The organism is Nonomuraea sp. NPDC050022 (genome assembly GCF_044460705.1).
GTDB lineage: Bacteria > Actinomycetota > Actinomycetes > Streptosporangiales > Streptosporangiaceae > Nonomuraea.
Window position 1 is genome coordinate 569,983 of sequence record NZ_JBITKE010000001.1, and the last position, 25,127, is coordinate 595,109.

At 69.8% G+C, this 25,127-nt stretch carries 23 protein-coding genes; 16 read left to right on the forward strand and 7 right to left on the reverse strand.

What is annotated here, in order from left to right:
* Positions 1-72: 72 nt before the first annotated feature.
* Entirely contained in the window at positions 73-891 is an 819-nt protein-coding gene (locus ACIBO2_RS02570; RefSeq protein ID WP_397294965.1) for a nucleoside hydrolase-like domain-containing protein, read from the forward strand.
* 51 nt (positions 892-942) lie between these two features.
* Here the strand turns inward: ACIBO2_RS02570 and ACIBO2_RS02575 are convergent, their stop codons facing one another.
* The 7 genes from ACIBO2_RS02575 to ACIBO2_RS02605 all read right to left on the reverse strand — a co-directional run bounded on the left by ACIBO2_RS02575 (position 943) and on the right by ACIBO2_RS02605 (position 7,542).
* Positions 943-1,935, reverse strand: a complete 993-nt coding sequence (locus tag ACIBO2_RS02575) for an aldo/keto reductase (protein WP_397294967.1) — start codon at positions 1,933-1,935, stop codon at positions 943-945.
* 190 nt (positions 1,936-2,125) lie between these two features.
* On the reverse strand, positions 2,126-3,586 hold the full coding sequence (locus ACIBO2_RS02580; RefSeq protein ID WP_358547392.1) for a cation:proton antiporter: 1,461 nt from the start codon (positions 3,584-3,586) through the stop codon (positions 2,126-2,128).
* A gap of 29 nt (positions 3,587-3,615) precedes the next feature.
* A complete protein-coding gene (locus tag ACIBO2_RS02585) occupies positions 3,616-4,854 on the reverse strand; it encodes a CynX/NimT family MFS transporter (RefSeq protein ID WP_397294970.1) in 1,239 nt (412 codons plus the stop codon).
* Positions 4,855-4,868: 14 nt separating this feature from the next.
* Complete coding sequence (locus ACIBO2_RS02590) at positions 4,869-5,333, reverse strand: hypothetical protein (RefSeq protein WP_358547387.1); 465 nt, start codon at positions 5,331-5,333, stop codon at positions 4,869-4,871.
* Positions 5,327-6,217 carry an ATP phosphoribosyltransferase gene (gene hisG / locus ACIBO2_RS02595; protein ID WP_358547384.1) on the reverse strand — a complete coding sequence of 297 codons (891 nt, stop codon included), beginning with the start codon at positions 6,215-6,217 and terminating at the stop codon, positions 5,327-5,329. The genes ACIBO2_RS02590 and hisG (ACIBO2_RS02595) overlap by 7 nt, the downstream gene beginning before the upstream one ends.
* A 16-nt stretch (positions 6,218-6,233) precedes the next feature.
* Positions 6,234-6,938 carry an SDR family NAD(P)-dependent oxidoreductase gene (locus ACIBO2_RS02600; protein WP_358547381.1) on the reverse strand — a complete coding sequence of 235 codons (705 nt, stop codon included), beginning with the start codon at positions 6,936-6,938 and terminating at the stop codon, positions 6,234-6,236.
* Positions 6,925-7,542, reverse strand: a complete 618-nt coding sequence (locus ACIBO2_RS02605) for a phosphoribosylaminoimidazolesuccinocarboxamide synthase (RefSeq protein ID WP_358547379.1) — start codon at positions 7,540-7,542, stop codon at positions 6,925-6,927. The genes ACIBO2_RS02600 and ACIBO2_RS02605 overlap by 14 nt, the downstream gene beginning before the upstream one ends.
* A gap of 382 nt (positions 7,543-7,924) precedes the next feature.
* Here ACIBO2_RS02605 and ACIBO2_RS02610 point away from each other — a divergent pair, with 382 nt between their 5' ends.
* The 15 genes from ACIBO2_RS02610 (at position 7,925) to ACIBO2_RS02680 (ending at position 25,103) form a co-directional block, all read left to right on the forward strand.
* Positions 7,925-9,178, forward strand: coding sequence for an aminotransferase class III-fold pyridoxal phosphate-dependent enzyme (locus ACIBO2_RS02610; protein ID WP_358547376.1), 1,254 nt, complete (start codon positions 7,925-7,927; stop codon positions 9,176-9,178).
* Positions 9,171-10,211, forward strand: coding sequence for a Gfo/Idh/MocA family oxidoreductase (locus ACIBO2_RS02615; protein WP_358547373.1), 1,041 nt, complete (start codon positions 9,171-9,173; stop codon positions 10,209-10,211). The genes ACIBO2_RS02610 and ACIBO2_RS02615 overlap by 8 nt, the downstream gene beginning before the upstream one ends.
* Positions 10,212-10,239: 28 nt before the next feature.
* A complete protein-coding gene (locus ACIBO2_RS02620; protein WP_358547370.1) occupies positions 10,240-11,988 on the forward strand; it encodes an ABC transporter ATP-binding protein in 1,749 nt (582 codons plus the stop codon).
* Positions 11,985-13,763 carry an ABC transporter ATP-binding protein gene (locus tag ACIBO2_RS02625; RefSeq protein WP_397294975.1) on the forward strand — a complete coding sequence of 593 codons (1,779 nt, stop codon included), beginning with the start codon at positions 11,985-11,987 and terminating at the stop codon, positions 13,761-13,763. Before ACIBO2_RS02620 ends, ACIBO2_RS02625 begins: the two co-directional genes overlap by 4 nt.
* Entirely contained in the window at positions 13,760-14,245 is a 486-nt protein-coding gene (locus ACIBO2_RS02630; protein ID WP_358547365.1) for an NUDIX domain-containing protein, read from the forward strand. Before ACIBO2_RS02625 ends, ACIBO2_RS02630 begins: the two co-directional genes overlap by 4 nt.
* Before the next feature lie 9 nt (positions 14,246-14,254).
* A complete protein-coding gene (gene hisG, locus ACIBO2_RS02635; RefSeq protein WP_358547362.1) occupies positions 14,255-15,157 on the forward strand; it encodes an ATP phosphoribosyltransferase in 903 nt (300 codons plus the stop codon).
* The gene (locus ACIBO2_RS02640; RefSeq protein WP_397294979.1) at positions 15,154-15,936 is read left to right on the forward strand and encodes an HAD hydrolase family protein; all 783 of its coding nucleotides are present in this window, start codon (positions 15,154-15,156) and stop codon (positions 15,934-15,936) included. Before hisG (ACIBO2_RS02635) ends, ACIBO2_RS02640 begins: the two co-directional genes overlap by 4 nt.
* 86 nt (positions 15,937-16,022) lie before the next feature.
* Positions 16,023-17,042, forward strand: coding sequence for a BMP family protein (locus ACIBO2_RS02645; RefSeq protein ID WP_397294981.1), 1,020 nt, complete (start codon positions 16,023-16,025; stop codon positions 17,040-17,042).
* Between the two features lie 26 nt (positions 17,043-17,068).
* Positions 17,069-18,205: an ABC transporter permease gene (locus ACIBO2_RS02650; RefSeq protein ID WP_358177027.1), complete on the forward strand. Its 1,137-nt coding sequence runs from the start codon at positions 17,069-17,071 to the stop codon at positions 18,203-18,205.
* Complete coding sequence (locus ACIBO2_RS02655) at positions 18,202-19,425, forward strand: ABC transporter permease (protein ID WP_358547353.1); 1,224 nt, start codon at positions 18,202-18,204, stop codon at positions 19,423-19,425. The genes ACIBO2_RS02650 and ACIBO2_RS02655 overlap by 4 nt, the downstream gene beginning before the upstream one ends.
* Positions 19,426-19,429: 4 nt before the next feature.
* The gene (locus ACIBO2_RS02660) at positions 19,430-21,487 is read left to right on the forward strand and encodes a N,N-dimethylformamidase beta subunit family domain-containing protein (protein ID WP_397294984.1); all 2,058 of its coding nucleotides are present in this window, start codon (positions 19,430-19,432) and stop codon (positions 21,485-21,487) included.
* 11 nt (positions 21,488-21,498) lie between these two features.
* Complete coding sequence (locus ACIBO2_RS02665) at positions 21,499-22,410, forward strand: hypothetical protein (RefSeq protein WP_358177036.1); 912 nt, start codon at positions 21,499-21,501, stop codon at positions 22,408-22,410.
* Positions 22,407-23,426, forward strand: a complete 1,020-nt coding sequence (locus ACIBO2_RS02670; protein WP_397294986.1) for a ribokinase — start codon at positions 22,407-22,409, stop codon at positions 23,424-23,426. Before ACIBO2_RS02665 ends, ACIBO2_RS02670 begins: the two co-directional genes overlap by 4 nt.
* The gene (locus ACIBO2_RS02675; RefSeq protein ID WP_358547346.1) at positions 23,423-24,148 is read left to right on the forward strand and encodes a GntR family transcriptional regulator; all 726 of its coding nucleotides are present in this window, start codon (positions 23,423-23,425) and stop codon (positions 24,146-24,148) included. Before ACIBO2_RS02670 ends, ACIBO2_RS02675 begins: the two co-directional genes overlap by 4 nt.
* Positions 24,141-25,103: a nucleoside hydrolase gene (locus tag ACIBO2_RS02680; protein WP_358547344.1), complete on the forward strand. Its 963-nt coding sequence runs from the start codon at positions 24,141-24,143 to the stop codon at positions 25,101-25,103. The genes ACIBO2_RS02675 and ACIBO2_RS02680 overlap by 8 nt, the downstream gene beginning before the upstream one ends.
* Positions 25,104-25,127: the final 24 nt, after the last annotated feature.

The window sequence follows — 25,127 nt, forward strand, 5'->3', positions numbered from 1 at the left end:
GCGCCCTCTGGGCGCGAGCATGCCGTGATCGGAGCTTCTTGCGACGCTCCAATCACGTACGGTAAGGTTTCCGTGATCGAATTGGCAGGAACCTGGGGCTACAACTGCGAGCGCGGGCAGGGCAACGTCCGAGGTCTACCGGCAGACCGCGTCTACTTCAGCGGCGCGTGGATCAAGAAGAACATCCAGATCGGGCCGCTGGGCTCGCTCTACCGGTCATGGCTGGACGGCCAGTCGATGCCGGGCGACCAACTCGACATCTTCGGCGACCCCGAGCGTGCCGCGGGCGGCTGGTGCAAGCCGCTGGCGCCGTACGACTTCCTTTCCGAGGGCGACAACGTCGCCTTCAACCCCTTGCTCGACACCGGCATCCAGGATCCGGAGAACCCGCTGCTCGGCGGCTGGGGTGGCCGGGCGACCCAGACGACCACCTCGCCGAACCTGTGGACCATGGTGGGCGCGGAGAAGGACGAAACCGGCGCCGACGTCAAGAACTACACGACGCTGCGGTGGGCCGGAGCCGCGCAGAACGACTTCGCGGCCCGGATGCGGTGGACCCTGACCCCCAAGCACCGCGACGGTAACCATGCGCCGATGGTCGACATCGACGGCAACGACACCGTCCGGGCCCGGCCCGGCTCCGTCGTCACGCTGACCGGCCGCACCACCGATCCTGACCGGGATTCTGTGGCACTCCGCTGGTCGCAGTACCGAGAGGAAGGCAGCTACCCCGGCACCGCCACCATCACCGACCGCGGTCGCGGCCGGGCCGCCGTCACCGTCCCGGCGGACGCGACACCGGGCCAGACCATCTCGATCATCCTCCAGGGCACCGACGACGGCACGTTCCCCCTCACCCGCTACGACCGCGTGTTCATCCGGGTCGTCTGACGATGGCGGGCACCACCCGGCGAGCCATCATGCCCGCCGGGTGATGTCGGGTCAGTAGGCGGCGTCGAGTTTCGCCCGCTGTTCCGCCGTCAACTCCAGGTCCGCCGCGGCCAGACTCTCCTCCAGCTGCTCGACCGAGGAAGCGCCGATCAGCGGGATCATCGGGATCTCGCCGCCGATGAGCCAGGCGAGCACCACCTGGTTGACGGTCGCTCCTGTCTCGTGGGCCACTTCCCGCAACGCCGCGAGACGCTGAGGTGTGCCCGCGTGATCGAAGGCGACGCCAAGCGGCTTGTCGTCACGTACGTAACCGCCGCTCAGCAAGGGTGAGTAGGCGACCAGCGTGAGTTCGGGCTCGGCTCGCAGGTAGCTGAGCAGATCACCGCCGACCACGCCGAGGTTGCCGTCCTGAGAGCGCAGCGTCGGAAGATCGGTGCGCTGCCGGAGGTACGTGTGGTGATATTGCACGACCTCATAGCCGGGCAGCCCCGCCGCGGCCGCCAGGTTCCGGGCCCGCTCGAGTCGCCACGTCCAGTGATTACTCGCCCCGAGCAGACCAACAGCGCCTTCCTCGACCAGACCCGCGAAACCTTCGACCGTCTCCTCCAGCGGCACCTTGGAACCTTCGAGGTAGGCGTGTGCGTACAGGAGATCCAGCTTGTCCACGCCAAGCCGCTCCCGGCTTCGCTCCGAGGATTCCCGGATCACCCGGGCCGACAAGCCCTCAAGGTCATGGCTGAGGGCAGACGATGGAACGTTCGGCCGCCCGCCGAGCTTGGTGGCGATGACGATCTCATCCGTGATGTCGCGGCTGCGTCTCCAGCGGCCCAGCAGCGCCTCGCTTTCACCCCCCTGAGTGCCGTTGACCCAATAGGCATAGTTGTTGGCGGTGTCGAGGAAGGTGCCGCCGGCCTCGACGAAGCGGTCGAGGATGGCGTACGACGTCGCCTCGTCGATGGCGGTGCCGAACAGCATGGCGCCAAGACTCAGCACACTGACCTGACGACGAGTCTTCGGATCGCTGCCGATCATGCGATACCTCATGGGAATCCCCTCCACATTGAGCGTTGGGCGGGATTGTGCACCCTAGAGTCGACTAGAGGTCAATGCGTCAGGCGCGCTCGAAGGGGAGCATTTCCGTCAGGTGCTGGATCAAGGACTCCCCGCCCAGCGCCGAACGCGCCAGCCCACGCAGCAGACCACCCTCCACCTTTCGTAGACGCCGCATAGACGCTCAGGGAAGGCGCTCCTTTTCGGCTGGTCGCGGCATCGGGGCGGGGAGCGTCCGCTCCGGATGGAACAGCCCCAGCAGGCGCAGCGCGGGTACCGTCATCACGGTGGTGATCAGCGCCATCATCACTAGCACGGTGAACGTGCCCGGCCCGATCACGCCGATGCTGAGCCCCGTGCTGAGCACGACGATCTCGGTGACGCCGCGCGCGTTCATGAGGACGCCGAGGCCGAGCGCGAGCCGTCCCGGCATGCCGCCGGCCCAGGCGGTCACGGCGGCGGTGCCGAGTTTGCCGAGGACCGCGGCCACCAGCAGGACCGCCCCGCCCAACAGCACCGTCGGGTCGTCGAAGGCCATGCGTACGTCGGCCTGCAGCCCGATCGAGGCGAAGAACACCGGCAGCAGCAGCGCGCGGTTGAGTGAGGCGAGACGGTCGGGGACCGTGCCCAGGACGCGGGCGTTACGGGGGATCACGACGCCGGCCAGGAGGGCGCCGAAGATCGCGTGCGCGCCGATGACGTCCGTCGCCGCCGCCAGGGAGAAGATCAGGCCCAGGACGAGCACGAGGCTGGCGGGCGCGGGCAACCTGGTCGCCGCGTACCTGTCGGCCAGGGTCCTGAGCGCGGGGCGGAGCACGAGGAGCGCGAGGAGGACCAGGACGGCGGAGAGCAGCATCGTGGTCAGCGCGCCGGCGGGTGAGCGGGCGTGCGCGAGCGCGATCACCGCGGCGAGCGCACACCACGCGAGTACGTCGGCGATCCCGGCGCACAGGATGGCCAGCGAGCCCAGCCGGGTGCCGGTCAGGCCGACTTCCTGGAGGATCCTGGCCAGCACGGGTAACGCGGTGACGCTCAGCGCGGTCCCGATGAACAGGACGAACTCCGTCTTGCCCGCCGCCGGGCCGGCGAGCGCGGAGGCGAACGGGATCGCCGCGACAGTGCCCAGGGCGAAGGGTACGGCCACCATCGCCAGGGCGGCGACGCCCACGACGGTGCGTTGCCCGCCCAGGGCGGTGTGGTCGAACTCCGTTCCCACGGTGAAGATGAAGATCGCCAGCCCGGCCTGGGCGAGCAGGTTCAAGTGCTGCATGGCGGCGGCTGGCATGATCAGCTCGGTCGCCGCCGGCGCCAGCGCGCCCAGCGCGGACGGCCCCAGCAGCAGCCCGGCCACGATCTGTCCCACCACTGAGGGCTGGCCGATACGACGGGCCACGACGCCGCCGAGCGAGGCCAGTCCGCCGATGACCGCCACGGCGAGGAACAACCTCAGGATCGACTGGATGGGCGTCGCCTCCGCGACCGGCGGCACCACCACCGCGCGCTCCACCGGGTGGACACCCCAGCCGAAGACCATCAGGAGCGACACGGCGGCTACGGCGGTCAGCGTGAGCGCGATCACCAGACCCCAGGCCGGGGCGGGCAGGAGGCGTTGTTCGGTGTCTTCGAGCGGGCTCTGTCCACGCATGCTGACGCCCCCTCCGGCGTTCGCGATGGCTACCTGGGTTGCGCTTTGACGGGCTCAGTCGATGACCGGGCCGCCCGGCCGCCGACCAGCAGCAGTGCGCCGACGGCGGCGATCATCCCGACGGCGATGACCGGTACGAGGGCCTGGAAGCCCGGCCCGGCGACCACCAGGCCGAACATGGGCGGACCGAGCAACGACCCGAGGCTGCCCGCCTGAGCGACGACGCCGTTGCCGACATCGGCGTGGTCGAGACGGTCCAGCACCATCGGGAGCGCGGCGAAGACGAGGGCTCCCAGGAAGCCGTTCTCCATCGAGATGATCGCCGCGCCGACCTGCGCCGCCGTCAGCGAAGCCGCGCCACCGTACATGAGCCAGGCCGCCGGGACGGTGAGGAGGCCGACCAGCGCGAGCACGCGGACCGGCGTGCCACGGCGGAGCAGCACTCCCACGGCCAATCCGCCGAGCGCGCTGAGCAGGGAGATCACCGAGGTCACCGCGCCGGCGGCGGTGGCCGTGCGGCCGTACTCCTCGATGAGGAGGGTGGGCAGCAGGACGATCACCGGAATGGTCACCAGCGCGCCCAGGCAGAAGGCGAGGGCGAGTGCCGCCGGCCACTTCAGGGCCCCGATCTTGGGAACGGGTCCGGCCGCCACCAGCCGGCCGGACCCGCGCGGCAGCCGTACCCAGACCACCAGGGCCATCGCCAGCGTCAGTGCGGTGATCAGCCCGATCCAGCCACGCCAGCCCAGAGCGGAGCCCAGTACGCCGCCCCCGAGGGTGCTCAGTCCGATGCCGACGGCGACGAACGTGGCCCAGATCGACAGGGCGGTGCCGCGGTCCCGTTCACTGGCCAGGCGGAGGATCAGCGCCGGGCAGGCGATGGTGACCAGGACGTATCCGGCGCCCTCGACACCTCTGGCGGTCAGCAACCAGCCGAAGCCGCCCGCCCACACGCTCGCCGCGCTCGCCGCACCCATCAAGACCAGCCCGGTGATCAGCGACCGCTCCGTGCCGAAGCGGCGGACCAGGTATCCGGCGGGCAGGCCGACGACGGCGCCCACGCCGACGACCGCCGAGATCACCCAGCCCAGCTCCGACAGCGACAGCCCGAGCTCACCGGCCACCGCCGGCCCGACGGAGGCGAACTTGCCGAGGCTCATCGCCGCGGCGACCCCGCCGAGATAGACGATGGCGATCAGCACCCACGGGGAGCGCTGCGGCGACTTCTCCCTCGGTTCCGTGGTGTCCGGCGTTGGCTGGCGGTCCATGAGTCTCCTTCGCTCTAATCTGGTTCATTCGCCGCTTCGGTCAGGCGCGCCTGGATGGCCACCAGCCCGGCTCCGGCGAAGGAGAAGCGCACGTCGGCGGACCGGCGCTGCCGGGACACGCGGTGACCGTCCTGGACGTGGATCCACAACCAGGCCGCGTCCAGGTCCAAGGCGACGGGACCGCTGCCGGTGGACGGGCGGGGAGGGACGGCGTACCGGCTCAGTGGCGCCAGCAGTTCGGCGGGCAGCCCGATGAGGTCGACGTCGAGCACGTGGGAACGGCAGTCCAGGTCAACGGCGAGCAGAACGCGGGCGACCGCGGCGCCCCCCGGGATCGTGTCGGCGGGGACGGCGGGCGCGGGGATGGCGGGGTCGGCGGAGACGGGGGCGGCCAGACGCAGTTCGAGCAGGCCGGAGGACGCGCGCCAGCCGGCTCCGTCCACGGGGACGAGCCGGTCGTTCGTGGTACGGATCAGCATCGCGACACGTTCGAGGCGAGGAGGCCGATTCCCGATTCGGTGACGTCGACCGCTCCGGCCGACAGCAGGACGTCGATCGTCTCAGGGACGTCCCCGCGCGGCAGCACTCCCTGGAGCACGACCAGGTTCTCGTCCGCCAGGTCCGACCCGGCGCGCCACGATCGGCCGGGCATCGCGGTGACCACCTGGGGCAGGGTTTCGGCCAGCGTCCGGACCGTCAGCAGCACGTGGGACGGGCCGACCCAGGCGCCGCGCAGCAGCAGCGCGATGTTCTGGATCACGCCGCGTTTGCCCTTCTCGGCGTACGCGGCCGGGTTGGCGATCAGCTGCGCGCCGCAGGTCCGGATGGTCTCGATGATCCGCAGGTTGTTCTGGCGGAGCGAATGGCCCGTCTCCACGACGTCCATCATGACATCGGCCAGCTCCGGGATCTTGGCTTCCGTCGCGCCGTAGGACACGACCACCTCGGCCCGCCGTCCGGCGGCCTGGAAGAAGCGGCGGCCGATGTTCGGGTATTCGGTGGCCACGCGGACGCCGTCGGGCAGGTCGCTCACGCTGGTGGCGGGGTGGTCGGCCGGGGCCGCGAGCACCAGCCGCCATGGCCGCTCGGTGTTCCTGGAGTAGTCGAAGGACTCCGCCACCTCGACCTTGGCCCCGGTCTCCTCGATCCAGTCGGCGCCGGTCAGCCCGAGGTCGAACGTCCCGCTCTCGACCGCCAAGGGGATCTCGCGCGGCTTGTAGAACGCGACGTGCGTCACGCCGGTGTAGTCGATCACGCCACGGTAGGACCGTTCGGAGGGCCGCCGGATGGGCAGTCCCGCGGCCGCGAACAGCTGTAGGGCCCGCCGCTCCAGCGACCCCTTCGGCAGTACGAGGGAGAGCATGATTCCTCCTCGGAAACTACACATGCAGAAGACGGTCGATGCCGGTGATGGGCGGTTCGGCAAGGTCGGCCGGGCGTACCTCTATTTCTCCCACCACGAGGTCCGTCGGCCAGGAGTCGACGATGGTGCCCACGCAACGGGCGACCGACCGCGTGCTCATCTTGTGCGCCGAGTCATCGCCGTCCAGGTTGGCGATGGCTCCCGGAGAGACGAGGCAGGCCCGGACCCCGTTGCGGCGTTCCTCCAGCAGCAGCGTCTCGACCAGCGCCTTCAGCCCGGCCTTGGTGGCGCTGTAGGCGGCGCCGCCCTCGAAGTAGCGGGTGCCGGCGTGGCTGCCCATCGCGACGAAGACGCCACGGCCGGCCCGCAACGCGGGCAGGACGGCCTTGACCAGGTGGAAGCTGGCGCTGAGGTTGATCGAGACCAGCCGTTCCCAGTCCGCCCCGCTCAACTCGGCTATCGGGTCGAGAACCCGCTCGACCGCGTTGGACACGCAGACGTCGATCCGGCCCGCCTCGTCGAGCACCTGGCCGACCCCGCTCCTGATCTGCGCGGGGTCGGCCAGATCGCACCGGAGCTCCCCGAGCCAGTCCTCCCTCGCCAAGGACCGGTTCAGGGAGAAGAGGCGATAGCCGCGGTCGCGTAGTTCCTCGGCGATGGCCTTTCCGCTGCCGCGATTGGTGCCGGTGACCAGCGCGACCCGGGCGTCACTTGATGACATCGAGGACGCGACTCCACTGGTTGACGATCTCGTCTGCTTCGACACCGTCCCGGAACAGGTCCTTGTCCAGGGGGGATCCGTCCTCGTGCCGCAGCCGGATGCAGTCCTGGGAGATCTCGGAGATGACGGTCAGCTCGCCGTTGCCCGCCTGCCCGAAGATGAGGCAGAAGTCCCACACGTCCAGCGGGCGCAGCCACGATCGCAGCACCTCGTTGACGGCGAGCGCGCGTTCGCGCATCTCCTCGACCGGCAGCCCGAGGACCCTCAGGTAGTCCTCGCCGATCGGCTGGTCCTCGGGGTCGATCCGGTAGTCGAACTTCACGACCGGGCGGGGCAGTGGCGCGCCGTCCTCGAACAGGCCGGGGTACTTCCGGGTGGTCGATCCGGTGGCCCTGTTCTTCACGATCACTTCGAAGGGGGGCGCGGGGCAGTAGTCGGCGAGGTAGGAGTCCTCGGCGACCCGTTCCCTGAACGCGCACCGCACCCCCGCGGCCTCGATCCTGGCCGCGGCCCTTTCGTAGAAAGCCAGCCGCAGCGGGCCGGTACGCTCGACGATTTCATCACGCTGGTAGGTGAAACTGCGCAGGCTGGGGATTATCTGCACGAGGCACCGCCCGCCGGGCAGTAACCACAGACGCTTACTGCGCCCGATGATATCCGGGCTTCCCCGGGTCGCTTCGTGGTCCACGTCGCCTCCACATCACGCCGACAATGGCCCACACAACTTGATATGCGGCGACCGTTTTGTCAACCCTGGAATAAGGAGCACTTGACGGCGCTCTCGAAGCCTTGCTATGTCGCCGCCGAGTCGCCTGGCCCGCGCGTGATCGGCTCCGCGTGATCCCTTTTCTTTTCATCGCGCGGAGAACCCGGAATATCGGGTGACCCTGGAAAAAGGAGTACTTGACGGAGTCCGGCCGGGCGAAGGTATTGTCGCTGGAATTGCATTTCGATCTTATTAAGCATGGCCCGGAAGGAGAGGATCATTGTTGCAATATGAGCGGATCGCTCACTCGAAGATCACCAAAAAGTTCAGGGCAGAGGGACAACAGCTCCTGTTCTCGCGAGGTAAGAGAGGCGAGGTATCGGACGCGAACGGCGTGCCGTACATCGACTTCGTCATGGGTTATGGACCAGTGATAATTGGCCACTCGGACGACCTCTTCAACGAAATTCTCGGCGGCTATCTGACCAACGGCATCATGATGCCGGGGTTCACCACCTTCCACCAGGAATATCTGGAACGGCTGCTGGGCGAGCGTCCCGGAGACAGGGGCGCGTTCTTCAAGACCGCCTCGGAGGCCGTCACCGCGGCTTTCCGGCTGGCCGCTATGCGGACCGGCCGGCTCGGTATCGTCCGCAGCGGCTATGTCGGCTGGCACGACTCCCAGATCGCCAACTCCCTGAAGTGGCACGAGCCGCTGCACTCGCCATTGCGCGAAAAGCTCCGGTACACCGACGGGATGCGCGGGATCGGCGAGTCCGAGCCCGTACTCAACTGGGTCGATCTGCGCCTGGAGTCCCTGTCGGAGCTGCTGGAGCGGCACCGGGGCCGGTTGGGCTGCTTCGTCTTCGACGCCTACCTGGCCTCGTTCACCACACCCGACGTGCTGCGGCAGGCCGTCGCGATGTGCCGCGAGGCCGGCCTGCTCACCGTCTTCGACGAGACCAAGACCGGCGGCCGGATCTCGGCGCTGGGCTATGACCACGACAACGGCATCGGCTCGGACCTGATCGTGATCGGCAAGGCGCTGGCCAACGGGGCGCCGCTGAGCATCCTGGTGGGCGGCGCCGACCTGCTCGCCCACGCGGAGCGGGCCCGGCTCAGCGGCACGTTCTCCAAGGAGATGATCGCTGTTTACGCCGCACTGGCGACCAGGGACATTCTGGAGAAGCCCACCCAGGACGCGCCGGACGGGTGGGCGGAGGTCGGCCGGATCGGCACCGAGGTGGCGGCAGTTCTCTCCGCGGCGGCCAAAGAGGCGGGGGTGGCGGACCTGCTCGGCGCCCGCCCGGTGCTCGGCGGCGGGATGTTCGAGCTGGTCTACCACGACGAAGCGCTCCTTGGTGACAAGGAGCGGCGTGAGGCGCTGCTCGGCGCTCTCACCGGCGCCGGCATCCTCCTGCTCGAAGGGCACCCGTCCTTCGTGAGTCTGGCCCATCGTGACCTCGACTGGAGCGACTTCCACGACCGGGCGCGCCGCGCCTTCCAAGACTGGAACGGAGCCGACCGTGGCTGATCTCCTGCGCCTCGCGCTCGTCGGCTGCGGCCGCCAGATGCAGCAGAACCTCTTCCCCTTCCTGCAGCGGATCCGTGGCTACCAGGTCGTGGCCTGTGTCGACCCTGACCTGTCGCTGGCCGCCGAGGTGCAAGCCCTGGCCCCCGGCGCGGTCCGTGCCGACTCCATCGAGGCGATCGACCTCAAGACCGTGGACGCGGCGATCCTCGCCGTGCCCCCGGAGCCTTCCTACCGGCTCACCCGGCAGCTGGCCGAACGCGGCGTCGACTGTTTCGTCGAGAAGCCGGCCGGGCCGTCCACTGACGCGCTCCAGGATCTGGAGCGCGTGGTGTGCCGCAGCGGTCGGCACGTTCAGGTGGGCTTCAACTTCCGCTACGCCGAAACCCTCCAGCGGCTGCACGAGTTGAGCACGGACATCCGGTCCAGCCCGTGCTCGGTGACCATCGACTTCTACAGCCGCCACCCGTCCGCTCCGCAGTGGGGGGTGGACACGACCCTGGAGGCGTGGATCCGGCACAACGGGGTGCACGCCCTCGACCTGGCCCGCTGGTTCGTGCCCTCTCCTGTCGTCCAGGTGGACGCGCACGCCATCCCCGGCGCGCCCGACCGCTTCCAGGTGAACCTCTTCCTGCGCCACGACGACGGCTCACTCTCGACGCTGCGCATGGGCAACCATGTCAAGCGCTTCCTGATGGGCGTCGAGGTGCAGGGCATGGACGGCAGCCGCTACAGCGCCCCTTCCCTGGAGCGGGTGACGCTCGAACTGTCCGACGGCCTGCCGTACGGCCAGGAACTGCACAGCACGCGCAACCTGGACCACGGCTGGGCGCGCAGCGGGTTCGGGCCCGAGCTCCAGGCCTTCGTCGACGCCTGCCGCGGGAGGCGGGACGGGCACCAGACGAACGGCCACGCCAAGGACGCGCCGTCGATCACCGATGCCCTGGCGGCGTCCGTGCTCTGCGACCGGGCGATGGAGGAGCTGACCGCGGCGGGGGAGAGTCTGCTGAAGCATCCGGTCCAGGCGTGGGCGTAGGCGGAAGTCGCGGTGAGCGGAGTGAGACATGGCTGAGGAGACGCGACCGGCCGGTGATGCCCCACCGGTCGCGTCCCGGAGCATAGGGGGATGGGTCGCCGGTCATCTCCGGCGGCACAGGATGCTCCTGCTGCTGTTCGCCATCACGGCGGTGGCGGCCAACCTCTGTTCGACGCTCATCCCCGTCCAGGTCGGCGCGGCGTTCGCCCAAGCCACCGGCGCCCGCCACGACCTCGCCGCGGTCGGGGCGGCGGCGATCACGGCCGGCCTGCTGGCGGCCGGCCGGTTCGCCGCCGACCTGATGTCCAACGGCTCGATGGAGATCATCGCCCAGCGGGTCAAACGGGATGTACGCGACGAGCTGTACCGCAGCCTGCTGGCCAAACGCATGTCCTTCCACGACCAGCAGCGCATCGGCGACATCCTGGCGCGGGCCATCAACGACGCCAGGCTCGTCGACTACATGCTCAGCCCCGGGGTCGCCACCGCCGCCAACGGCGTCCTGGCGCTGCTGGTCCCGATCCTGTTCATCGCCACCTTGAACGCCCAGCTGCTCCTGGCTCCCGGCGTGCTGGTCCTGGTGTTCGCGTACGCGCTGTACTACCACCTGCGGCGGCTGAACCCGCTGGTCATCCGCACCCGCGAGACCTTCGCCGACCTCAACGAACGCTTCTCCGCCACCCTCGCCGGCATCGCCACCGTCAAGGCGTCCACGCAGGAGGACCTCGAACGGCAGGCGTTCAGGGACACCGCCGCCGCCTACCGGGACGCCTTCGTCAGGCGGGGCAGAGCGCAGGCCGTCTACCTGCCGGCGCTGAGCTTCGCGCTCGCGATGGCGATCGGCGCCCTCCACTCCCTCTACCTCTACTCCCAGGGCGAGCTGGGCCTGGCCCAGGTGGTGACCTATCTCGGCTGGCTGGTGCTGTTCGCGCAGCCGGTCACCATGTCCGAGCAGGCCGTTCCGGTCATCCAGGAGGGCTTCGTCGCCGCCGGCCGGATGCGGCAGATCATCGAGGGCGACCCCGCCGAGCGTGAGGACGCCCGGGGCACGGTGACGGAGATCCACGGCGCGATCACCTTCGACCGCGTGTCCTTCCGCCACGAAGGCAAGGACATCCTGCGTGACGTCTCCTTCCACCTGCCCGCCGGCCGTACCCTGGCCGTCGTCGGACCCACCGGCAGCGGCAAGAGCATGCTCGTCAAGCTGGTCAACCGGATGTACGACGCCACCGAGGGACGGGTGCTGATCGACGGCCGGGACGTGCGCGAGTGGGAACCGGGCGCGCTGCGCCGCCAGATCGGCCACGTCGACCAGGAGATCTTCCTGTTCGCCAAGAGCGTGCTGGACAACATCGCCTTCGGCTCGCCGGACGAGGCCGAGTACGAGAACGTGCTGCGCGTCGCCAAGCAGGCGTGCGCGGATGAGTTCGTACAGGCGATGGAGCACGGCTACGCCACCATCCTCAACGAGGGCGGGACGACGCTGTCCGGCGGGCAGCGTCAGCGGCTGGCCATCGCCAGGGCGCTGCTGACCGAGCCGCGCGTCCTCACTCTGGACGACGCGACCAGCGCGGTCGACGCCCGGACCGAGACGGCCATCACCGAGGCGATCGAGCGCGCGGCGGCCGGCCGTACCACCGTGCTGATCTCGCACCGCCCCGGCCAGATCCGGCGCGCCGACCTCATCCTGCTGCTGGACGGCGGGCGGGTCGTCGACCAGGGGTCGCACGACGAACTGATCGCGCGCTGTGCGCTGTACCGGGAGATCTACACGTGAGCGACCTCTTCGCGGGCCTGCACGCCGACGAGTACGACCGCGTCTACGGCAACCGCCGGCTGCTGGCCCGAATCCTGCGCTACCTGCGGGCCCAGCACGGCGCCATGCTCGGCTCGGCCGTGCTTGTCGTGGGGTCGGTCCTGCTGACCGCCTCGGTGCCGATCGTCATCTCGCGCATGATCGACCAGATCGGCGGGGGAGCCGGGCTGGGCCTTCAGCTGTGCGTGTTCGTGGTCGCCGCGGCGGCGCTGGCCTGGGCGATGAACTGGGCCCGCCAGGCCATCACCGCCCGGCTGGTGGGCCGGATGGTCTACCACCTGCAGTGCGAGGCCGCCGACGCCGCGCTGGCCAAGGACGTCGCGTTCTACGACGAGAACTCGGTCGGCAAGGTGCTCAGCCGCGTCACCGGCGACACCGAGGGCTTCGGCTCGGTGATGACCCTCGCCCTGAACCTGCTCAGCCAGCTGCTCCTGGTGCTGCTGCTCGGCGGCGCGGTGTTCTGGATCGACGTCGACCTCGGCCTGACCATCCTGGCGGCGCTGCCGATCCTGCTCGCCGCGGCCCTGGCCTTCCGCAGGGTGGCCAGGACGGCGGCGGCGGCCACGCGCCGGGTGATGGCCAGGGTCAACGCCAACGTGCACGAGACGATGATGGGCATCTCGGTCGCCAAGAGCTTCGGCCGGGAACAGACGGTCTATCGCGACTTCGACGCGGTCAACCGGCTGTCGTACCAGGTCTACGTCAGGCAGGGCCTCATCTACGCGGTCATCCTGCCGGTCCTGACGCTGCTGGCCGGTCTGGCCACGGCCGTGGTGCTCTACCAGGGCGGCCGGTTCGCGGTGCTCGGTGGGCTTTCGCCGGGTGAGTGGTACTTCGCCTTGCAAGCCCTCGGCATGTTGTGGCAGCCGGTCACGCAGGCGGCGGCCTTCTGGAGCCTCTTCCAGCAGGGGCTCGCGGCCGCCGAGCGGGTCTTCGCGCTGATCGACAGCGAGCACGCCGTCGTCCAGCGCGGGAACGAGCCGGTGACCGGCCTGACCGGTGAGATCGAGGCACGCGGCCTGCGCTTCGGTTACGGGCTCGGCAGCACGGTGTTCGAGGATTTCGAGGTACGGCTCGCCGCACGGGAGACGGTCGCCGTGGTCGGGCACACCGGCGGCGGCAAGTCCACGCTGGCCAAGCTGATCGCCAGGGCTTATGAGTTCCAAGGCGGCGAGCTGCTGGTCGACGGCCGCGACATCCGCACGCTCGACCTGCGAGCGTACCGGCGACGGGTGGGTGTCGTCCCGCAGCACCCGTTCGTCTTCGCGGGCACGCTCGCGGAGAACATCGCGTACGGCCGGCCGGGCGCGAGCCGCGCGGACACCGAACGCGCCATCGAGCGGATGGGGCACCACGTGTGGTCGCGGAGCATGCCGATGTCCCTGGACGACCACGTGAGCGCCGGCGGCCGGGGGGTGTCGGTCGGGCAGCGGCAGCTCATCGCCCTGGCCCGGATGTTCCTCCGCGAACCGGACATCCTCCTCCTGGACGAGCCGACGGCCAGCGTCGACCCGCTGACCGAGCGGGGCATCCAGGACGCGTTGTCCCGGCTGTTCACCGGCCGGACGGTGCTGGTGATCGCCCACCGGCTCTCGACCATCCGGCGGGCCGATCGCGTCCTGGTCCTCGACCAGGGCCAGGTCGCCGAGGAAGGCCGCTTCGACGAGCTGCTGCGGCGTGACGGCCCGTTCGCCGCCCTGTACGCGACCTACTACGCGCACCAGGAGGCGGTATGAGCGGCTGTGCTCCGCATCCGGCGGAGTTCGAGCGAGTCCAGCGGGAGGCGGCCGCGGACGGCGTGCGGTGCGTGGTGGGCGCCGTTCTCGTCAACCCGGTCGGCGCGGTGTTCATGCAGCGGCGCGCGCCCCACGTACGGCTCTTTCCCGGCTGCTGGGACATCGTCGGAGGGCATGTCGAAGAGGGGGAGACGCTGTGCGCGGCACTCGCGAGGGAGATCGAGGAGGAGACGAGGTGGCACTTGGTCGAGGTGGACAGCGTGGTGGACGTCTTCGACTGGAGCGATGGCGACGGCGCGCGCAGACGCGAGATCGACGTGCTCGCCACCGTCGCGGGCGACCTGACCCGGCCCCGGATCGAGCAGGACAAGTTCGTCGAGGCCCGCTGGATGGACCGGGCCACGCTGCGGCGCATGGCGTCGGAGGCCACCGACACCGGCATGATCGACCTCGCCCTGCGAGCTCTCATGAAACAGGCTTAGGAGGACTGCATGGTCTCGCTCGCGCTGCCCAAGGGGTCGTATCTTGAGCGGCCGATTCTGCGCCTTTTCGCCGCCGCCGGTCTCGACGTACGCAGAACCTCGGACCGCAGTTATCGGGCGAGTATCGAGTACGGCGATCGCCTGAAAGTGGCCTTCTACAAACCGCGCGAAATACCGCTGGTCGTCGAGAGTGGTGCCTTCGATCTCGGCCTGACCGGCACCGACTGGATCGAGGAGACCGGCGCGAAGGTCGAGTTCGTGGAGGCGTTCACGCACGTCGTGGGGGCGGATCCGCCCTGGCGGATGGTGCTCGCCGTGCCGGGCGATCATCCGGCGGAGAGCGCCGACGACCTGCCGCCCGGAATCCGGGTCGTCACCGAGTATCCGAAAATCGCCCGGCAATTCTTCGAGAGCCGGTCATCGCCGGCCGAGGTGATTCATTCGTTCGGCGCCGGAGAGGGCAAGATTCCCGAACTCGCCGATGCCGTCATTGATGTCGACGGACCTGATTCCGCGATGGCGCACCACCATATGCGGATTATTTGCACATTGCGGTCGTGCGTCCCCCACCTCATCGCCAGCCCGGCCGCCTGGCGTGACGCGGACAGGCGGACCAGGATCCAGAAGATCGCCCGGCTCCTGGGCTCGGTCGGCGCGGGCGCGGCATGTGCGCTGCTGACGGTGCGCACCTCCGCGCGCGACCTGCCGCGTGTGGCCAGATCCATGCCGGAGTCGTCCTGGCGGGCCGGCACCGGCCTCGCGGACGGCGACCTGGTGGTCCTCCAGGGGCTGGCGCCGCGGCGGAACCTGGCCGAGACCATCGACGGCGTGCTGACGGCGGGCGCCCTCGACGTCATCGAATCGCAGGTCGCGAAATGGGTGACGCCGCACCTGACCGAGCAGCCGCTGTGAAGCGCCGGATGATCGTGTGCGACCTCGACGGGACCCTCCTGGACTCCCGTGGCCTGGTGTCGGAACGTACGCGGGCGGCCGTGCGCCGCGTACAGGACGCGGGACACGTGTTCGTCATCGCGACGGCCCGGCCGGTCCGTGACACGCGGCACGTGGCGGCGGCGGTCGGCGGCGCGCCCATCGCGGTCTGCGGCAACGGCTCCATCACCTTCGACTTCGCCCGGGAGGAGGTGGTCGACTACTGCCCGCTGGCCGAGACGCGCCTGGTGACGGCGCTGTCGGTGTTGCGCGACCGGTTTCCCGGCGTGCGTCTGGGCGCGGAGTGCCGGATGGAACTGCTGCTGGAGGACGCCTTCGAGCTGCCCGCCCCCCTGTCACGGAGCGCGCGGCGGGTGCCACGCCTGGAGGAGGCGCTTGTCCGGCACGAGGTCGGCAAGCTCATGGTGCAGTTGGAGGGGACCGCCCGCGAGTACTACGAGGGCGTGCGCGCGCTGCTTTCCGGGTGTGAGGTCACCATTTCGGCGGACGTGTTCTGCGAGGTGATGCGCGCCGGTGTCACCAAGGCGGCCGCCCTGGAGTCGATGGCGGGGCGGCTCGGATTCGGCAGTGCGGACGTCATCGCGTTCGGCGACATGCCGAACGATCTGCCCATGCTGACCTGGGCGGGAACGGCGGTGGCCGTGGCCAACGCCCATGCGGCGGTGCTCGCGACGGCCGACGAGGTGACCGCGTCCAACGACGACGACGGGGTCGCCAAGCGGCTGGAGCAACTCATCTGAGAACCCTTGACACTTGTCTGATGAGTATTCACGATGGGCGCTGAGCCGAGATTCACCCGGCCATGATCCGGTCAGCGGAGGTGCGCGTGTCCCGATTAATCACCCTCTGCCTTGTGCTGTGTTCGCTGGCGGCCTGTACCGGCGTGAACCCGGCCCCCGGCAGGAACGGCGCGGCCGCAGACTCCGCCATCGCGGTCGGCGTGGCCTACAGCCGCGGTGGACGCGGTGACAAGTCCTTCAACGACTCGGTCGGGTCCGCCGTGGACCAGGCCAAGGCGCAGCTGGGCGTGTCGGTGAAGGAACTCAGCCCCAACTCCGCCGGGTCGGACCTGGAGGAGGTCCTGCGGCTGCTGGCCGAGACGGGCCACAACCCCGTACTGGCCGTCGGCTTCTTCTACGCCCAGCCACTGACGAAGATCGCGCCCGCCTTTCCCCACACGCAGTTCGTCATCATCGACGACGCGAGCGTGAAGCTGCCGAACGTCACCAACGTGGTCTTCCGCGAAGAGCAGGCCAGCTACCTGGTCGGCGTGGCCGCGGCGCTCAAGTCGCGCACCGGGCGGATCGGCTTCATCGGGGGCGTGCAGACGCCGCCCCAGCAGAAGTTCCTGGCCGGGTACGCGGCCGGCGCCCGAGCGACCAACCCCAAGATCCAGCTCTCCAGCGTGTTCATGAGCCAGCCGCCCGACTTCAGCGGATTCTCCGCGCCGGACAAGGCCCAGGAAGCGGCTCGCGGTATGTACGACGGCGGCGCCGACGTCGTCTACCACGCCGCCGGCGCCTCAGGGATCGGGGTGTTCCAGGCGGCCAAGGCGGCGGGCAAGTGGGCGATCGGGGTCGACGTCGATCAGCGCAAGACGGTCGACCAGGGGCTCTCCCAGGTGATCCTCACCAGCGCCACCAAGAAGCTCGACGTCGCGGTCCTGCGCGTCATCCAGGAGGCGGTGCGGGGCAAGACGACCTCCGGTCTGCGCGAGTTCGGGCTCAAGGAGGACGGGGTGGGCTACGCCACGAGCGGTGGCGCCCTCACCGACGTCGAACCGCGGCTTGAGGAGATCCGCAAAAAGATCATCTCTGGCGGGATCACCGTCCCGGTCGTCCCCTGACCGACCGACCCAGGAGAGGAGGCCCGATGTCCCCCCGCGCAGCTTCGCTCACCAGGCGGATGTTGAGCGCGCTCACTGCTCCTGCGTTCGCGCTGCTGATCGCGCTCACGGTCACCACGGCACTCCTCGCCGCGGTGGGCGCCTCGCCGGGACGGGCGTACCTGACGATGCTGGAGTTCGGGCTCCGGCCGGACTCGCTCGTCTCCGCGGTCAACAGGTCGGCCATCTACTTCTTCGCCGGCCTGGCCGTGGCCGTGGCCTTCCGCATGAAGCTGTTCAACATCGGGGTCGAAGGCCAGTACCGCGTCGCCGCGCTGTTCGCCGCGGTCGTCGGCGCGTCTGTGAACCTGCCAGGTCCGCTGCACCTGGCCCTCGTCGGCCTGGTCGCGGTGCTCGCCGGCGCCCTCTGGGCCGGGATCGCCGCGGTGCTCAAGGTGTGGCGCGGGGTCTCAGAGGTGCTGTCCACGCTCCTGCTGAACTACGTCGCCACCGCCGTCATCGCCTACCTGCTGGCCGACTTCTTCGCGGCCGGCAGCGCCTCCGGATCGACGCCGGAGCTCCCGCCGTCGGCCCGGCTGCCCGAACTCGACGGGCTGGTGTCGCTGTTCGGGCTCTCACTCCCCGCGGGCACCCACCTCGGAGGGGCCGCGCTGGGCGCGGTCGTGCTGGGGGTGGCGGTGCATCTGCTGCTCACGCGCACGCGGTACGGCTACGAGTTGAAGGCCAGCGGGCTGAACCCGGCGGCGGCCCACGTCCACGGCATCGAGCCACGCCGCATGATCCTCCTCACGATGCTCGTCTCGGGCGGGCTGGCCGGCCTGGCCGGGCTGCCGGACCTGCTGGGCAACACCTACAGCTACGGCGTGGACTTCCCCTCCGGGGCGGGATTCACCGGGATCGCCGTGGCCATGCTCGGCCGCAACACCCCGGTCGGCATCGCGCTGTCCGCGCTGCTGTTCGGCTTCCTGGAGCGCTCGGCGCTGATCCTCGACATCCAGGGCCTGCCCAAGGAGATCGTCACGATCATGCAGGGCGTCATCGTGATCAGCGTCGTGGGCGCCCATGAAGTGGTGCGCCGCATGGACCTCAGGCGCGCCGCCCGGCTCATGCGCGAGGAGAGCGTCCCGGTCGTCACGCCCGAGCCGGTGAGGCCCGCGACATGACCATGAAGAATCCGCGCGGCTGGGTGCTCGCCGTACTCATCCTCCTGCTCGCGATGTCGGCCGTCAGGACCTTCACCGGAGCCGAGGCCCTCACCGGCTCCGGTGCGATGGGCGCCGCGCTTCGGCTGGCGGTCCCCATCGGGCTGGCCGCCCTCAGCGGCCTGTGGAGCGAACGCGCGGGCGTCGTCAACCTCGGCATCGAAGGCATGATGATCATCGGGACCGTGTGCGGGGCCTGGGCCGGCCACTTCTACGGCGTCTGGGCCGGGGTGCTCGCCGGTGCGCTCGGCGGCGTCATCGCCGGCCTGCTCCATGCGGTCGTCACCGTGACGTTCGGCGTGGATCAGGTGGTCTGCGGCATCGCCGTCAACATCCTGGCGGTGGGTGTCGCCCGTTTCCTGTCCGTCATCGCCTTCAGCGGCCTGCCGGGGGCGGGGGCCACCCAGTCGCCTCCCGTCACGGGTGCCATCGGCACCGTGAGCATGCCGTTCCTGGCGGGCGGCTGGGGCACGCCGGACCTGCTCGGACAGCTGGAGCGGAGCCGGTGGTTCCTCCTGGCCGACGTCAGCGGCATCCTGCGGGGATTCCTGCACGAGGTCTCCTGGTTCACCGTGCTCGCCGTCGCGCTGATCCCGGTCAGCTTCGTGGTGCTCTGGAAGACCGCCTTCGGGCTGCGCCTGCGCTCCGTCGGCGAACATCCCGCCGCGGCGGACTCGCTCGGCGTCCCGGTCCAGCGGATGAGGTACTACGGGGTGCTGGTGTCCGGCGCGCTCGCCGGGCTCGGCGGGGCCTACCTGGTCACCGTCTCCTCCACCATCTACCGGGAGGGTCAGACCGGCGGCCGGGGCTTCATCGGGCTCGCCGCCATGATCTTCGGCAACTGGCGCCCGGCCGGCACGGCGGGTGGCGCCCTGCTGTTCGGGTACGCCGACGCCCTGCAACTGCGTGAGCCGAGCGCGGTACACGTGCTGCTGCTCCTGGCCGCCGTGCTGCTGTGGACGGCGGCGATCGTCTTCGTACGCCGGCGGCCCCGCCTGCCCTTGACCCTGGCGCTGCTCGGCGCGGCCGCCTTCGTGGTCTTCCAGAGCACCGATTCGGTGCCCACGCAGCTCATCTACGCCACGCCGTACCTCGTCACCCTGCTGGTGCTGGTCACGGTCGCCCAGCGGCTGCGCATGCCGGCCTGTGTCGGCATCCCGTACCGCCGAGGAGGTGCGTGAGCGGATGGAACCGCGCCTGATGGGGTATGCCGACCGCTGGTCCGCCGTCCCCGGACAGCGGCTGACCTTGTACGCCGCGGGCCCGCAGGGAGCCGGGACCGTGGACCTCGTCGACCTGATTGACGAAACCACCCGCACCCCGGCCGCACCGATCTCCCTCGCGCCACAACCCTTGAAGACCGGCTCCTACCTGGAAGCCTCCGTCCCGGTGCCCGCCAGGGGGAGTGTCGCGCTGTGGATTCGCCCGCACCGGCTCGGCACCCGCCAGGTCGTGGCGGAACTGGGCACACCCGGCTGGCGACTGCTGCTCGCGCTGGACGAGGAGAACCGGGCCGAGGCGAGTCTGGAGACGACCTCGGGACTCCTGACCTGCCATGGGAACGCCGTCGTTGAGCAAGGATCCTGGTCGCTGCTGGTGGTGGCCTGGGAGGCGACGCCGTCGACGACCACCGTGCGGCTGGCCGACGGCGGCGTGCGCGCGCATGCCGCGGGTTTGGCGCTGCCGCACGGGACCGGAGAGCTGCGGCTAGGAGCCGGCTCCTTCGTGGGGCGGATCGCCCTGCCGATGCTGACGAGCGGCCTGATCACCACGTGCGCTCCGCTGCTCGACCTGACCACCGGTGCCGAGCTGGCCAAGCACCTTGGTGAGGACGTCCTGGCCCTCTGGGACGCCTCCATCGATCCGGGCGCCTGCCTCGTCACCGACATCAGCGGGAACGGCCATCACGCCCGCGCGGTCAACCGGCCACTCGCCGGGCTGATCGGGCCGGGAAGCGGCACGGATCGCACCGCCGTACAGCTGAGTCCTGAAGACCTCGACGACGCCCGATGGAAAGAGACGTGCGCGCTGACCATCCCGGAGGAGACGACCTCCACCGTGCTCGGCATCCGCCTGCGGACCCGGAGCCAGTCCTGCGTCATCCCGGTGGTCGTCCGTCCCGCCGGTCCGGATCGCGCGCCGGTCGCGGTCGTCCTGCCCACCTTCACCTACCTGGCCTATGCCAACCATCGCCAGCTCAGCGAGGCCGAGTACTTCGGGGACTACTCGCGGGTCACCGACCACGGGATCACGCTCTCGCCGACGGACGTCTACCTCAACGACCACCGGGAGCTCGGCCTGTCGCTGTACGACCAGCGGCAGGAGGGCGGCCCCGTCTACTACTCCTCCGGGCGCCGCCCCGTGCTGAACTTCGCCCCCGGCTACCGCTGGTGGATGACCGGAGCGCCACGGCACTTCTCCGCCGACCTTCTGCTCCTGCGCTGGCTGCGGTCCGAGGGGTTCGCCTTCGATGTCCTCACGGACGAGGACGTACACGCGGGCGGAGCCGATCTGCTCGCCGACTACCGCGTCGTCATGACCGGCAGCCACCCCGAGTACATCAGCGCGCCGGAGCGCACGGCCGTGAGCGCGTACGTATCCGGCGGCGGACGGCTGATGTACCTCGGCGGCAACGGCTTCTACTGGGTGACCGGCGTCGACCCCCGCCACCCCCACGCCATCGAGGTGCGCCGCGGCCACGCCGGCGACTGGTGGGACAACGAGCCGGGCGAGGACGTCCTCACCTCCACCGGCGAGCCCGGCGGGCTCTGGCGCCACCGGGGCCTGGCACCACAGGAGCTCCTCGGTGTCGGCTTCGCCGCCCAAGGCTGGGGGCCGGCACCCGGCTACACCCGCCTGCCCGACAGTTACCGCGACGACGCGTCCTGGATCTTCGCCGGTGTCGAGACGGACTCCGTGGGCCGCTGCGGGCTCGCGCTCGGCGGAGCGGCCGGAGACGAGATCGACCGCGCGGCGCCAGAGCTCGGCACCCCGCCCGGCACCCTGCTGCTGGCCACATCCGCGGGCGGGCACAGCCACCATTACCAGCCGGCCACCGAGGAGGCCGCGCTGGGCGCGCATACCGTCCGCGCCGACATGACCCTGCGACGCCTCGGCAACGGCGGCGCGGTGTTCGCGGCCGGATCCATCAACTGGGTTGCCAGCCTCGCCTGCTGCGACGGCGACATCAGACGCGTCACCCGGAACGTCCTGTCCAGATTCCTGCTCTCCCCGCCCCTGTGAGGAGGAGTGACGTGACCAACGTCAGCGAGCGGCACATTGGTTACCCCTATCCCGACAAGTCGAGTGACCTCACCGATGAGCAGTTGTCCATGCCCGCCGAAGACCTCGCGGCGATCGCCCGCCACCCCCTGACCGTGTACGCCGACACCACCGAGCTCTATCACCGGCTGGCCCGCCAGATGGCCGACGAGCTGCGCGCGAACAACATGCGCGGCGAACCCACCCGCTGGATCCTCCCCGTCGGCCCCAAGGCGCAATATCCCATCCTCGCCCGCATCTGCAATCAGGAGCGCATCAGCTGGACCGAGGTGTTCGCCTTCCACATGGATGAGTTCCTCGACTGGCAGGGCCGGCCCGTGGATCCGTCACACCCCTTCAGCTTCCGCGGCTACTGCGACCGCAACCTCTACCAGCTGCTCGACCCCGATCTGCGGCCCCACCCCGACAACATCATCTACCCGGACGTTTTCGACCCCGACGCGTACGGTGCGCGCCTGCGCCAGGTGGGCGGCGCCGACACCTGCTTCGCCGGATTCGGCTACCGGGGACATCTGGCCTTCAACGAGCCGCCGACCACGCGCTGGCACCACTACGGCCTGGAGGAGTTCGCCGCCTCGACCACGCGCATCGTCCCGCTGCTCGACGACACGATCATGGCCCACTCCCACCGGGTGACCGGCGGCTACACCCAGGCCATTCCCCGCATGGCCATCACCCTGGGCATGTCGGAGATCCTGTCGGCCCGGCGGCTGCACCTCATCACCGACGGAGGCGCCTGGAAGCGCTACATCGTGCGGGTTCTCCTGCTCACCACCGAACCCGAGGTGCAGCTCCCGGTAACCCTCGCGCACCGCCACCCCAACGTGCACGTGAGCCTGGACGCCGACAGCATCGCCCCCTGCGCGTTGGGACTCGGCTCATGACCGTCCTCGCCATCGGCGCCTACACCGTGGACCTCTACATGTTCGGCGACCACCTGCCGGCCGAGGGGGAGAGCGTCGACGCCGTCGACTACGCCACCGCGCACGGCGGCAAGGCGGCGAACGTGGCGGTCGCGTCGGCTCGGTTGGGCGCGCCCACCCGCTTCGTCGGCTGCCTGGGAGACGACACAGACCGGCTGACGGCGCTGGCCGCGCTGCGCGCCGACGGCGTCGAGGTCGACGGCTGCGCCACGGCCGACGGCATCGCGACCGGGCGCAGCTTCGTCTACGTCGACGCCCATGGTCAGCAGATCGTCATGACCTGGCCGGGGGCGGCGAATCTGCTTCCCCCTTCCCGGGCGGCCGCCACAGTGTCCGAACTGCCGGGCACTTCCGTACTCGTCCTGCAGGGTGAGATCCCCGTGGCGACCTCGTCGGCGGCGGCCGCCGCTGCCTCGCCGGACGTGCGGGTCCTGCTCAATCCCAGCCCGGCCGGACCGTTCCTCAGCGAAACCGGAGAGGACCTGCTCAGCCGGGCCGACGTGCTGGTGCTCAACGAGAGCGAGCTGTCCACGCTGGCTCTTTCCGGGCTGGCTCCTTCCGCGATGGCTCCTTCCGCGATGGCTCCTTCCGCGATGGCTCCTTCCGCGATGGCTCAGTGCGCGCCGGCTGAGGACACCGACGACGCGGTGGAGTGCTTGCGCCGCAGAACCAGAGGGCGCACGGTGATCGTCACCCGTGGCGAGCACGGTGCCGAGATCATCGACGACCACGGCACTATGCTGATCGGCGTACCCAGCGTGAACGCTGTGGATACGACCGGCGCGGGTGACGCCTTCACCGGGGCCCTGGCGGCCGCCCTCTGCACCGGCGCGAGCCTGGCGCAAGGAGTCCGGCTCGCCTGCCGGGTGGCAGCCGTTTCCGTCACGCGCCGGTTCTGTGCTCCCAGTTATCCATCAGCCGCAGAGCTCGGTGTCGCTCCCCTGCAAGGTGCGCCCGGGCAGGAGAGAACCACGTGACACGACGACACCCCACCCTCGCGATTCAGGTACGCGATCGGCTCCACGCGCTGATCGTCGAACAGGGGCTGCGCCCCGGGGACAGACTGCCCTCGGAGAACGAGCTCATCACCCTCTTCGACGTCGGCCGTACCAGCATCAGAGAAGCGTTCAAGCTCCTTGAGCAGGAAGGACTCATCCAGTCCCGCCACGGCGACGGCCGGTATCTCACCGCTCAGCCCAGCCTGGACCGCCCGCTGACCCGCCTCGAAGGCGTGACGGAGATGCTGGCCAGCCGCGGCTACACCGGCGTCAACACGGTGCTGGACATCGCGGCGACGGAACCGGACCGCAACCAGCGCGAACTGCTTCAGCTACCTGGCAGCGAGGCCATCGTCCGCCTGGAGCGCCTGCGCCGCTATCAGGACGACGCGCTGCTCTACTCGATCGACCTGTTCCCCCGTTCGCTCATCGGCCGGCCGCTGGACGAGGTGGACTGGACCGGGTCGCTGTTCCAACTGCTCACCGAGTACGGCCACAACATCGCGTACGCGATCACCCAGGTCCGTGCCGTCACCCTCAGCCAGACACAGGCGGAGCGCATCGGCAGCCTCGAAGCCGATGGCGCGTGGCTGCTGCTGATCCAGACCCATCACGACAGCGCGGGCCGGCCGCTGCTGTACTCCCAGGACTACCACCGGGGCACCGACTTCTCCTTCCACCTGGTGAGGCACCGTGACTGACACCTTGAGGCGCCGCCGTCAGGTTCTGTTCGACCAGGACGGCGCACCGGACGACCTGCTGTCGCTTCTCCTGCTGACCCAGTACGACAACGTCGACCTGCGCGGAGTCGCGGTGACCCCCGCCGACTGCCTTCCCCGGCCGGCCCTGTCGGCCACCCACAAGATCCTCGACCTGGTGGGCAGGGACGTGCCGACGGCCATGGGCGTGCTGCCCGGACGCAACCCGTTCCCGCTCGCCTGGCGGATCGACGCCCTGCGGGCGGACGCGTTACCCGTGCTCAATCAGAAGGATGAGCGCCCCGGCGACGCGGACGCGCTTCCCGCGCACGAACAGCTCGCCACCTGGCTCATGCGGGCGCCGGCTCCCGTCACCGTGCTCGCCACCGGCCCGCTGACCAACCTCGCCTGGTGTCTCGATCATCACCCGCAGGTCGAGTCACGCATCGAGGAGGTGGTCTTCATGGGCGGCGCGCTCGACGTCGCCGGCAACGTCAGACAGCCGGATCACGACGGCAGCGCGGAATGGAACGTCTTCTGGGACCCCGACGCGCTCAAGCGGGTCTTCGACTCCTCCGTCCCCATCACGATGTTCCCCCTGGACGTGACCAACCTCGTGCCGGTGACCCACGACTTCGTCCGGGCCTTCGGCCGCCACTACGGGTGGCACGTCAGCGACCTCGCCGGATCGCTGCTCGCGCTGACATTCGGCACTTTGGAGACCACCGGCCTGCCGTACTGCTGCTGGGACAGCCTCACCACTTCCTACCTGGCCGAACCCGACATCTGCACGTTCGAGACAGTGCGCTGCGACGTGATCACCCAAGGAGAGAGCCAGGGACGGATCGTCCGGCTCCCTGACGGGCGGCCTGTCAGATGTGCGCGCGCGGTCGACGCCGACCGGTTCTACCAGCACTTCCTCAACACAATGACCTCAGGTAAGCCACCGAACATCTGACCGAATCCGGGATCCGCGGTTCAT